The following is a 10,214-nucleotide window of genomic DNA, read 5'->3' as shown; positions in this document are numbered from 1 at the left end:
GGCGGTCGGCATGTGTGGTGCGGCGCCACGAACCGGAGGTAGGCGCCGATGGGGTCGTCGGAGTCGCTGTCAGGCGCTCGCGGATTCGGTCGGCACCGGAATCACGTTCTCGTCATCGACCCCGACGAAGGTAAAGGAGGCGATGGTGGCGAATTCGGTGATCACCTCGATCGGGTAGGTCGGCCCGGCGGCCCGGAACCGCTGCATCTCGTCCAGATGATCGTTCTGATAGACGGCGATCTTGGAGCCGTCCTGAGAGACCCACTGCGGGAAGAATGTGCTGCCGTGCACCCTGCGTTTGGCCGGCAGATAGTTGACTGCCACGCAGGTTCCGGTGGGTTCGGTCCAGGAAAGCTTGTAGTGATAGTCATCCAGCTGAACCAGATCGACCCGCTGCCCCTTGACCACCCGGCCGCTTACGTCGCCACTGTGCACATGGTAGTCGATCGTCGTCGCATTCTTGATATACATTTCGTACTTTCGGTCGTTGTCGTAGGTGTACACGATGCGGTACCCGACGATTCCGGAGAGATCCTGCACAGGTAATTCCGGGCACGATGTCGATTTCCCGCCGGCCTGCGGGTCGGCGATCGAGATAGTCATCGGCGTTTCCTTTCGGATGTCACAAGCTCAGTGGTCGCGGCACGCGCGTGATCGGGCAATTCTCAACCCGCGCCGCCTCGGCCCGACTGTGCAGAATTCACAGAGCAGCTGCCCCGCAGTGGCGGACGGCCCCAGGTCGTCCATCACGGCTTGTGGCCGGTGCCGCCCTTGCGGTGCGATGCCGGTCACTCACCCTGAGGGCGAAGGCTTGTGAACTCCCTCGGCGTGTCCGGAGACTGTCTCAAACGGTGAGCCCGGCGGGTTGCTGGGCTCGGTGGTGAGCGTGGAACGCGTCCTCGAGTTCGGCTGGTGGAATGTCGCGCAGTACTCGTGCACGCGCCGGTGGTGGTGCCAGTCGATCCATTCGGCGGTGGCGAACTCGACGGCGTCGATGCTGCGCCAGGGGGCCGCGGTGCCGGATCACTTCGGCCTTGTACAAGCTGTTGACCGACTCGGCCAGGGCGTTGTCGTAGGAGTCGCCGACGCTGCCCCATCGACGCCGCGATGCCCACCTCGGCGAAGCGTTCGGAGTACCGGATCGATGTGTATTGCGACCCTCGATCGCTATGCGCCACCACATGATCCACAGTCCGATCAGCCCGTTGGCGGGTCCAGATGGCCTGCTCCAAAGCGTCCAACACCAGCTGGGTGCTCATTGTGGTCGCGACCCGCCAGCCCAGGATGCGCCGGGCGTAGGCATCGGTCACCAACGCCACGTACACCCAGCCCGACCAGGTGCTCACGTAGGTGATGTCGGCCACCCACAAACGGTCCGGCACCAGCGCGGCGAACCGTCGTTGCACCAGGTCAGCGGCCCGCTGCGAACCCGGGTCGGCGACCGTCGTCCGCTTGGTCTTGCCCCGCCGGACGCCGACCAGGCCAGCCGACCGCATCAGCCGCTCCACCGTGCACCGGGCCATCGAGACGCCTTCGCGGTTCAGCTGCAGCCACACCTTCCGCGCGCCGTAGGTGCCGTGGCTGTCCTCCATGTGGACCCGGCGGACCTGCTCGAGCGGGGCCGCAACCCGCACCGCGGCCGGCCGCGCTTGGGCGGGCCGGGCGGCGTGCTCGTAGTAGGTGGACGGGGCGATCCGCAGACCCAAGTGCTCGGTCAACACCTCGCAGATCGGCTCGACTCCCCATCGCAGACCGCCGGGCTCCCCGGCGGTCTGCGTGGCGGCGGATGAACTCCGCGATCAACGGGCCACGCGGTCGAGCACAAATCACGCAGGCGCGACGAATGCCGACGCCGCTTTCAGAATGGCGTTGGCACGCTTAAGTTCTGTGTTCTCCCGACGCAGCCGGCGCACCTCGGCCGACTCCTCGGAAGAAGTGCCGACCCGGGCGCCGGTGTCGACCTCGGCCTGCCGCACCCACCTATGGACAGTCTCGGCAGTGCCGACCCCGAGCAGCTCCGCGACCCGGCCCATCCCCGCCCACTCCGACTCGTGCTCACCCGCGATCATCCGCACCGCCCGCTGCTTCAGCTCCTGCGGGTACCGCCTCGTTGAATTTCCCGGCATGACTCCAACCTTCCCAAGCTCTGAAGTCTCGGGACCCGCCGGGGGATTCAGTGCCCTCGTTGACGCCCAGATCCCGGGCCACCTGGGTGGTCGGCCTTGCCGGTCTCGAAGACCAACCGCACCGCCCCACGCCTGAAGTCCTCATTGAACTTCCGCCGTGTCCCTGCCATCGCCCTCCATCCTTCAAGGCTGTCTCCACGAAACGGGGGCAAACCCAGGCAGGTCGCATTTCGCACGGTGTCCGTGGACCCGGGGACCTCAGCCGGGAGTCAACGGCAGTTCGAGCTGGAGCATGTACGACTGCTGGTCGACCGCCCGGCCCGAGGGGTTTCCCCGTCGTGGACAATTCACGCCGTGGCACATTGGGGTTCGTTCCATACCGCGGGGCGCCGTCTGGAGTACGGCGATTCCTACGTGATCGTCGATCAGTCCTACGTGCAATTCCATCGCCCGCGCATCGAGGACGGACAGCGCCCACCGATCGTGTTCGTCCACGGTGGTGGCCTATCCGGCGCGGCGTGGGAGACGACACCGGATGGGCGCGACGGCTGGGGACCTCGAGCGGCCGACGCCGGTTGGCCCGTGTACATCATCGACTCGGTCGACACCGGCCGTGCCGGCCGCGCGCCGGACTCGCAGCGTGCCGGGCCGGTCGAATGGAAAACCGCACGCCAGATGTGGGAGCGGTACCGGATCGGCCCTGCCGCCGGATGGGTATCGAAGACTGCCTTTGCCGGCGGGCAGTTCCCGATCGAACACTTCGATGCCCTTGTCGGTGCCCACGTTGCCCGTCGACGCACCAACGATATGGTTGAAGCGGCGGCGATCGTGGATGCGATCACGACGATCGGGACCTGCCACGTGATTGCGCACAGCCACGGTGCGGCGTTGATGCCGACGGTCCTGACCCAGGTCGGTTCGCTCGTCCACAGAATCGTGTTGATCGAGCCGCTGCCCCTGTCGGCGGACACCGCGCTCGTGGCGGGCCGCACGTTGTTGCTGTGGGGTGACCACACTGAGGGACACCCGTTGTGGTCGCCGATGATTCCGATCTACCGGTCGAGCGGCGCCACAGACCTGTGCCTGCCGGATCTCGGCGTCGTCGGCAACTCACACCTGCCGATGTGCGACCGCAACAGCGACACCGTGATGGAGCTGATACTGGACTGGCTGGCTGACTGAATTGCCGTCGACGCACAAGCGACACGGGCCAGCCGACCTGAGGCCCGCACCTCCTCGTGATCTTGTGCGGAACTGCCCGGACCGACGTGTGCGGGCGTCAGGCGGCCAAGGCGCTCGCCGTGGTTGGTGAGATCCGGACGAGTTCGGTGTGCTTGGCCGACCGGTACTCACGGAAGTCGCCGCGCGCCGCGACCCGGAACACCCAAGGCAGCACCTGCCCGCAGGCCCAGGCCAGGTGGCCGCGAGTTCGGCCGACCACACCCTTCTCCGGAATTGGTGGCGGCGGACCGACCAGGTGTCGACGGCGCCCGGCAAGCCGAGAAGGTGGGCCATGGCCGCTGCGATCCGGTCCTGCCCGATCTCGTTGGCGTGCAGGCGGTCAGGAGCCCAGGATCCCGGACGAAGCGCGGCGGGCTCGGTGGCGAGGTCGACCACCAGCACACCGTGCCGGGCCGCCGCGATCCGGATCGCGTCGTTCAACGCGGCCAGCCGCCTGGCGAAGTGCGGTGGCAGCACCATGGACGAGGTGATGTCGGGAAAGGTGAAGCTGAGCACGGTGGCACCGACAGCACGCAAGTGGGCCCAGGCGCTCTCGACGTTCCAAAGGGTTTCATTCAGGTCGAACCTGGGCCGCAGGAGGTCGTTGACACCCACGACGACCGATGCCAGGTCCGGCTCGAGCGCCAGCGCGACCGGCAGCTGCTCGTCACGGACCTGAGCCGCGACACTCCCCCGAACAGCGAGGTTCGCATAGTGGATCTCGAGAGCCTCGGATTCAGCGACGTTCTGGGCCAGGCGATCTGCCCATCCCCGCATCGGTCCCGCTGGGGTGGGTCCATCAACCCTTCGGTCATGCTGTCACCCAGGGCGACGTATCGGCGCCAGGAGCCGACCGCGGCCCTGGCCGGCTGGCGACGGCGGGTGGTGGACCGGGTCGACTCGACCATCACGGACCTCTGAAGGCTCGGGCTGAGGCGGACATCACAATGGTGACCGACCGGCGAAATCCGGCGACTGGGTAGAACTACTAGTTCATGGGCGTGCTTTCGGAGCCATGGACGATCGCCTGCCTTTTCCCGCGGAACTGCCGGGCCGCCCGCGCGGCTCCCGGCAGAAACTGTGAACTATGCACAGCGGCGTCCGCGTCGTCACGAGGAATCATCGACGGGAGGGTCCGGAAATGGATTGAGGGCGGCTTGCAGAGTCTCCCTCGGAAAGAAGTGAGGTCAACGAAATGCGGTCACGGATGAAAGCGGTCCACAGGCGTTCCGCGACGGGCCGTTCGAGGCGCCGGTCAGCGTTGTTCGCGGTCGGGCTGTGCGCGCTGGTGATGATCGGGCAGACGGGTTGCGCGGCGACGGGGTCCGATCCACAGGCGGTGGCGGATCTGTCGACGAGCCCCGTAGCGAGCGCCACCACCGGCGCAGGCCAGGCCGGCGTGACCAGCGTCAGTCCGGCCGGGCTGACCCTGAATGTGACCAATAACAGCAGCCACGACCTGCTCTGGGTGGACTCACCGGAAACAGAGCCCGTCAATAAGGCGAAGAATCCTTTGAATCACGGCGATTCCGATCAATTGCGCTTCGGACTGACCACGCAGGACGACACCGTCTATGGAATTCCACAATGGGGTGTGGCAGGCACCAACTTCTCTGTTTCGGCCTTCTTTCAAGTTGGTGCCGACGGAAATCTCGCATCCTGCGGCGGGCAGGAACGTGGTCTTCCCGTCGCCATTTCGGTCTGCGAGATCGGTACGGGGCCGGATCCAGTCGCGCAGTTGACGATCGTTGACGCGTGACACTTGCCCGCCCAGGACTCGGCTCCGGACATAGGTAGGGCACCGCGGGCTTGGTGGTCCTGCACCGGGCTGCGGCGCTACGGCGCTACGGCGCTGGAAGCCCTCGTGGGCGTGCAGGCCGCGACACGACGCGGCCCAGACCAGGGCCGCCTGCGGCGCCGCTAGAGAGGGAGAACGGAAGCGCTTGCCCTCACGCATCGGCACCCGAAACGGGCCAAGCATGGACGGAACAGCAAGTCCGACACAATTCATCGCGTCCGCTTCGGGACCGACCGCGCGCCGACTGGTCAGGTATCGGCCGCGGCATCCTGACCTTCGTCGGCCGCGGCCCACTGCGCGCGCATGTCCCGCAGGACCCAGGTGAGTGCCTCGGTGGGAATCAGGTAGCCGCCGATACCACTGGTGTGCAGGATGTCGTAGATGCGACCGGACACCTCGACCAAGCGGGTCGGCACGTCGGTTCCGGATCCGGGCGGGGTCGGTATCACCGCGGTGATCGTGTCCGAACGTTGCTCGATGACCTCGATTCGATAGTCGCCGTCGACAATGCCACCAAAATAGGCGCTCAGCGCGGATTTCGGATCGGCCAGGAGTTGGGCACGCATCTCCGAGTCCGTGCTGAGCAATCGATAATGCTCGGTGAACCGGTCGCCTTTCACGGCGCTTCCTCGGCACCATGGGCGCGGTACTGTCGGCGCATCTGCAGTAGCGCCAGTTTTGCGTCCTGAGACATGATCCACACGAACTGATCGCCGCTGCGCCACAGATCCATCTGGTTCACGACCTCGTCGGGTGGAGCGCTGTCGGCAACGGGAGGTATCACCAGGTACAGGGTGTCGGGTCGTTGGATCCTGATATCGACCAGCATTCCATCCGGAATGTCGACACCCAAGCGGGCCAACGCCGCGGCGGGATCGGCCGCGACGGCGGGATCGTCCCAGGCGAGCGCCGTCAGTGCCTGCTCGAGTTCGGGAACCACACCGCGATCGCCACCCGACCCGGCCCCGTCATTCACGGCACGAGGCTAACACCGGCCGTGGCCGATCGCTCGGGATCACCGCCGCCATCCCGTCGTCGGATGGGCCGACAGCACCGGGTAGCTCGGCCCGACGAACTGCGAGTTTGGCACAGTCGCCGTTCGGTCGCGACCGACCACGATGAACACACGCACACGGACGCTATTCATCGACGACCGGCCGCGGCCGTAAACCTGACGCCACTCGCCAAGAGGACGGAGAACCCAGATGCTCGAAACAGAAGTGCTGGTGGTCGGAGCGGGACCCGTCGGGCTGGCAACCGCCTGCCAGTTGGCCCGCCTCGGAGCCCGGGCACACGTGATCGACGCACTGACCCAGCGCACCACCCAGTCACGAGCGGTCGGAATCCAGGCCCGGAGCCTGGAGATGCTGGCGTCACTCGACGTGCTGCTCCGACTGGAACAGCACGGCCGGCGGATGCGCGCGCTGGAGGTCATCAGCGGTCGGACCGGCAGCACCCGGGCGCACATCGACCTCGGCAGGATCCCCAGCCGGCATCCCTACGTGCTCGACGTCGCCCAACCCGACACCGAGGCGGTCCTGGAGGAACGGGCCGCCGAACTCGGTGTCGTCGTCGAGCGCGGTGTCGAGCTCACCGCACTGGTTCAGGACGACCAGGGCGTCGACGTGACCATGCGCTCGGCGGCCGGGGATCGGGTCGGCCGTTTCGGCTGGGTCGTGGGCGCCGACGGCGCCCACAGTGCCACCCGGCACCTGCTCGGAACGCACTTGGAGGGTGTCTTCCAGGGCCACCATTTCGCGATGGCCGACGTCCACGTCGACACCTCGCTACCGCCGGATGCCATCCGGTCCTTCCTGCATCCCGACGGCATGGGCTTCCTGTTCCCGATGGCCGGCACCCGGGCCCGAATCATGTTCTTCGTGGACGCACCGCCGCCCGGAGTGAAAGAACCAACCTGGGAACAGATCCGGGCGCTGGCCGATGAGCGGATGGGCGGGCTGGTCCGGGTGCACGATCCGTACTGGCTGACCTACTTCGAGGTGCACCACGCGCAGGTACCGCACTACCGCCACGGTCGCGTCCTTCTCGCCGGCGACGCCGCGCACGTGCACAGCCCGATCGGCGCCCAGGGGATGAATACCGGCATCCAGGATGCGGCGAACCTGGCCTGGAAGCTGGCTCTCGTGGCCCAGGGCCGGGCCGACGCCGCGCTGCTCGACTCCTACCAGAACGAACGGCACCCCATCGGCGCGTCGGTCGTCCGCAACACCGCGAGATTCACGGCGGTTGGCGGGTCATCCGACATTCCGGGCGCCCTGCGCGACGTGGCCTTGTTCCTCGCCGGTCACCTGCAACCGATCGGGAAGCGGGTGGCGACCAATGTTGCCGAGCTGACCGTCGGTTACCGCAACAGCGCTCTGTCGGTGCAGCACGGTGCCCACCGCCGCGCTCCCGCCCGCGCCGGCGACCACGCGCCGGATCCGGTCGGGCTGCTCCGCCTCGACAGCACCCCGGTGTCCATCGAGGAGCTGCTCATACAACCGGGCATGCTGGTGTTGCTCCGCACCGAAGATGCGGAGACCGGCCGGGCACTCCGGCAGATCCTCGGCGATCTGGGCCGCGTCGTCCAGATCGTGAACACCACAGATTCTGCGGTCGGTGAACCACGAGACTGCCTGGTCGATCCCGACGACGCCATCGGACGCGAGTACGGTTTGGGGCCTGACGGTCTCGCGTTGATCCGGCCCGACGGCTACATCGGGCTCATCGCCAACCCGGCCGATCCGCAGGCCCTGCGACACTACTTGCGAGACACCCTCGGCGTCGTCGAGCGCGCTGCTGTCTGAACTGCGGACCACGGCCGGGAACGCGCAGGCGGGGAACGGAGAATTCCGGCCGGTCGGGCAGACCGTGAAGCGGTGCAGAACGACCGAAGGGATCGCCCTTCCCCAGACTCCTTCCGACCAGCCGACACCCGGATCGACCTGACCATGGCGCGCGAGTACTGGATCATCCCGACGAAAGGAACACCCGATGTTACTGGACCACCACGCCACCGGTCAGCGGATCCGGACCGACAACCCCCGACCGCCGCTGCCCTTGTTCGTGAACGATACCCGCGGACGATCCCGCCGAAAGCTCCTGTTGGTGCTGACAATCATCGTCGTGTCGGGATTACTTGTCGCCGGCACGGCGACCCTGCTCGTGTCCATGGCGAACCAGGGCATCGACGTCCGGTCAGCGATCACTCCGGGGCTGAGCCACAACAGTGTGAAGTGGCCACTCTGAACCGATTGGCGCAGATGACGGCAACAGGATCCCGGGCAGATTGGCTCAGGCCCGAGGTGACCCGGCCGGGGGCTGACGCAGCCTTCCCCCCGATCATGCAAGTGCTGGGAAGACTCTGCAGCGCCTGATATTTCGGCCGGCATTCTCCCCGGGTCGCAACGCCCGATGGGCAACCAGGGCGGAGATCGCCAGTTTCAGCTACCTGGCACCATTCCCACTGCCGTACCCGACGTCGACCAGGGCGTCCGGATCAAGGCCGGCCGATCCGACCCCTTCGGGAGCATTCCTCCGGGAGACATGACGGTCTGCAGAAGACCGGTCGAGATCGCTTCCTGCGAGCCTTTCGCGGGCAACGTCACCGTGGTCGGGGCTTTCGGCGTGATGCCGGCCTGCCTCAACGGCGGCCGGCATCTGCATCCACGGCGGTGCCGCAGGGCGATCAACGATCCCAGGAGAACTCGATCTCGAAATACCCGGTGCTGGCGGTGGCGGTGTACTCCAGTGCCGGCGTGAGGGGTGACCGAGGTCCGGCTGCGGGCGCGGGCGCGGCGGTGCCGGCACCGCCGTCGGCGACCGGGATGCCGGTGGACGCTCCGTCGAGCGTGAGCTGCCCTGACCCACTGGCCGCCACGCCCCCGCCGATGCCGGCTCCGTCATGGTTCACGCTGCTCGCGACGACCGTGCCGCCGAACAGGTTGATGGTGCCGCCGGGGCCACCCGGCGACCCCGACCCGCCGCCGATGCCTGAGCCGATGCTCGACGTCGCGACGACGGTGCCGCCGGTGACGGTCACCGTCCCGCCACCGCCTCCTCCGGCACCGTCGCCGCCACCGCCGCCGATACCCGCGCCGACCACCGGTCGGGGTGCGAGGTTGTTCGCTGTCGCAGTCACCTTGCCCCCGGTGACAGTGACGACGCCGCCTTCTCCACCGGCCGGGCCGGCCCCTCCCCCGATTCCCGCGCCCCCGTCTGTGCTGGTGGCGTTGACGACTCCACCGTTGACGGTGACGGTGGCGCCCATGCCCCCTGGTTTGGCCAACCCGCCGTAACCGCCGCCTATCCCGGCGCCCTGAACGGCGGTGGCGTTCACACTGCCGCTGTCGATGATGATGGCCCCGCCGTTCTCGCCGACGTCACCGCCGATGGCAGCGGCGACACCGTTGCCCACGGTGGCCGTGGTGACCGTGCCGGGGCCGTCCGGGTCGGTGATGGTCAGCGAAGCGCCGATCCGGACGTGGATTGCCGCCTGCGTCTGGATGGGGCCGGTCACCGTGAGGTTGAAGCCGTTGAGGTCCAACGTGACCGGTTGCCCAATGGGCACGTCGAGTCGCTGACCGTAGGCGGCGGTGACACTCGCGCCGAGTGTGACCGTCCCGCCGGTCGTTGCCGCTGCTGTCACCGCGTCTTGGAGCGCGGCGAAGGTGCCGACGGTGGAGGACGCGTCACCGACGGCCGACGGGCCGGCGTCCGCGCTTGCGGTGATCGACATCGCGCTGGGCGCAGGCGCCGCGACCTGCTGGGGATCGGACCCCGAACCCACCGTCGAGCACCCCGTCAGGCCGACCGCCAGAATCGCGCAGCCCGCAACCGCATACCCGGCCGGCCCTCGCATTCGACTGCGCGGTGCGTGCGGTCGGTCAATCCCACCCGGCCTCGGTGCCATGGTCGCTCCCGCTCTCGGTTGGCGACCCCCCGCTCCGTCCGGCCCGGTCGAAGGGCCGCGGCGGGGCTGTCGCAGTCGTTTCTGTCACCTAGATTCTCGGAGGAGAGGCCTTCGACTCGGCTGTGCGGAACACCCAGTTCCCGCGGTATTCGCGAGC

The 10,214-nt window shown here is 67.5% G+C and carries 9 protein-coding genes and 2 pseudogenes; 4 read left to right on the top strand and 7 right to left on the bottom strand.

Features of this window, described 5'->3' with window-relative positions:
• Positions 1-69 precede the first annotated feature (69 nt).
• A complete protein-coding gene (locus tag ACILSK_RS18700; RefSeq protein ID WP_395728687.1) occupies positions 70-603 on the bottom strand; it encodes a phenolic acid decarboxylase in 534 nt (177 codons plus the stop codon).
• A 241-nt stretch (positions 604-844) separates the two neighbouring features.
• Positions 845-2,126: pseudogene (locus ACILSK_RS18695) on the bottom strand (IS3 family transposase).
• Between the two features lie 354 nt (positions 2,127-2,480).
• Here ACILSK_RS18695 and ACILSK_RS18690 point away from each other — a divergent pair.
• Positions 2,481-3,308 carry an alpha/beta fold hydrolase gene (locus ACILSK_RS18690; protein ID WP_395728686.1) on the top strand — a complete coding sequence of 276 codons (828 nt, stop codon included), beginning with the start codon at positions 2,481-2,483 and terminating at the stop codon, positions 3,306-3,308.
• A gap of 97 nt (positions 3,309-3,405) precedes the next feature.
• On the opposite strand, the gene ACILSK_RS18685 is transcribed toward ACILSK_RS18690, so the two are convergent.
• Together ACILSK_RS18685 and ACILSK_RS18680 are read right to left on the bottom strand one after the other, a co-directional pair.
• Positions 3,406-3,567: a hypothetical protein gene (locus tag ACILSK_RS18685; RefSeq protein ID WP_395728702.1), complete on the bottom strand. Its 162-nt coding sequence runs from the start codon at positions 3,565-3,567 to the stop codon at positions 3,406-3,408.
• 134 nt (positions 3,568-3,701) lie between these two features.
• A pseudogene (locus ACILSK_RS18680) lies at positions 3,702-4,124 on the bottom strand (SGNH/GDSL hydrolase family protein); the annotation flags it as partial.
• A gap of 484 nt (positions 4,125-4,608) precedes the next feature.
• Between ACILSK_RS18680 and ACILSK_RS18675 the strand changes: the two are divergent.
• Positions 4,609-5,106 carry a hypothetical protein gene (locus ACILSK_RS18675; protein ID WP_395728685.1) on the top strand — a complete coding sequence of 166 codons (498 nt, stop codon included), beginning with the start codon at positions 4,609-4,611 and terminating at the stop codon, positions 5,104-5,106.
• A 287-nt stretch (positions 5,107-5,393) separates the two neighbouring features.
• On the opposite strand, the gene ACILSK_RS18670 is transcribed toward ACILSK_RS18675, so the two are convergent.
• Together ACILSK_RS18670 and ACILSK_RS18665 are read right to left on the bottom strand one after the other, a co-directional pair.
• Positions 5,394-5,711 carry a hypothetical protein gene (locus ACILSK_RS18670; protein ID WP_395728684.1) on the bottom strand — a complete coding sequence of 106 codons (318 nt, stop codon included), beginning with the start codon at positions 5,709-5,711 and terminating at the stop codon, positions 5,394-5,396.
• Between the two features lie 50 nt (positions 5,712-5,761).
• Positions 5,762-6,121 carry a nitrile hydratase gene (locus tag ACILSK_RS18665; RefSeq protein ID WP_395728683.1) on the bottom strand — a complete coding sequence of 120 codons (360 nt, stop codon included), beginning with the start codon at positions 6,119-6,121 and terminating at the stop codon, positions 5,762-5,764.
• Positions 6,122-6,350: 229 nt separating this feature from the next.
• On the opposite strand from ACILSK_RS18665, the gene ACILSK_RS18660 reads away from it, so the two are divergent.
• Together ACILSK_RS18660 and ACILSK_RS18655 are read left to right on the top strand one after the other, a co-directional pair.
• Positions 6,351-7,952, top strand: coding sequence for an FAD-dependent monooxygenase (locus ACILSK_RS18660; protein ID WP_395728682.1), 1,602 nt, complete (start codon positions 6,351-6,353; stop codon positions 7,950-7,952).
• A gap of 187 nt (positions 7,953-8,139) precedes the next feature.
• Entirely contained in the window at positions 8,140-8,394 is a 255-nt protein-coding gene (locus tag ACILSK_RS18655; protein WP_395728681.1) for a hypothetical protein, read from the top strand.
• A 439-nt stretch (positions 8,395-8,833) separates the two neighbouring features.
• On the opposite strand, the gene ACILSK_RS18650 is transcribed toward ACILSK_RS18655, so the two are convergent.
• Entirely contained in the window at positions 8,834-9,883 is a 1,050-nt protein-coding gene (locus ACILSK_RS18650; RefSeq protein WP_395728680.1) for a hypothetical protein, read from the bottom strand.
• Positions 9,884-10,214 lie beyond the last annotated feature (331 nt).

It is taken from the genome of Nakamurella sp., from assembly GCF_044224575.1.
Taxonomy (GTDB): domain Bacteria; phylum Actinomycetota; class Actinomycetes; order Mycobacteriales; family Nakamurellaceae; genus Nakamurella.
This window is presented reverse-complemented; position numbering and strand designations above follow the sequence as displayed.

Bases quoted from the DNA above. Each gene is read 5' to 3' on its own strand.
- ACILSK_RS18700 (WP_395728687.1), bottom strand. From the start codon at position 603: ATGACTATCTCGATCGCCGACCCGCAGGCCGGCGGGAAATCGACATCG.
- ACILSK_RS18650 (WP_395728680.1), bottom strand. From the start codon at position 9,883: ATGTCGATCACCGCAAGCGCGGACGCCGGCCCGTCGGCCGTCGGTGAC.
- ACILSK_RS18670 (WP_395728684.1), bottom strand. From the start codon at position 5,711: ATGCGTGCCCAACTCCTGGCCGATCCGAAATCCGCGCTGAGCGCCTAT.
- ACILSK_RS18655 (WP_395728681.1), top strand. From the start codon at position 8,140: ATGTTACTGGACCACCACGCCACCGGTCAGCGGATCCGGACCGACAAC.
- ACILSK_RS18660 (WP_395728682.1), top strand. From the start codon at position 6,351: ATGCTCGAAACAGAAGTGCTGGTGGTCGGAGCGGGACCCGTCGGGCTG.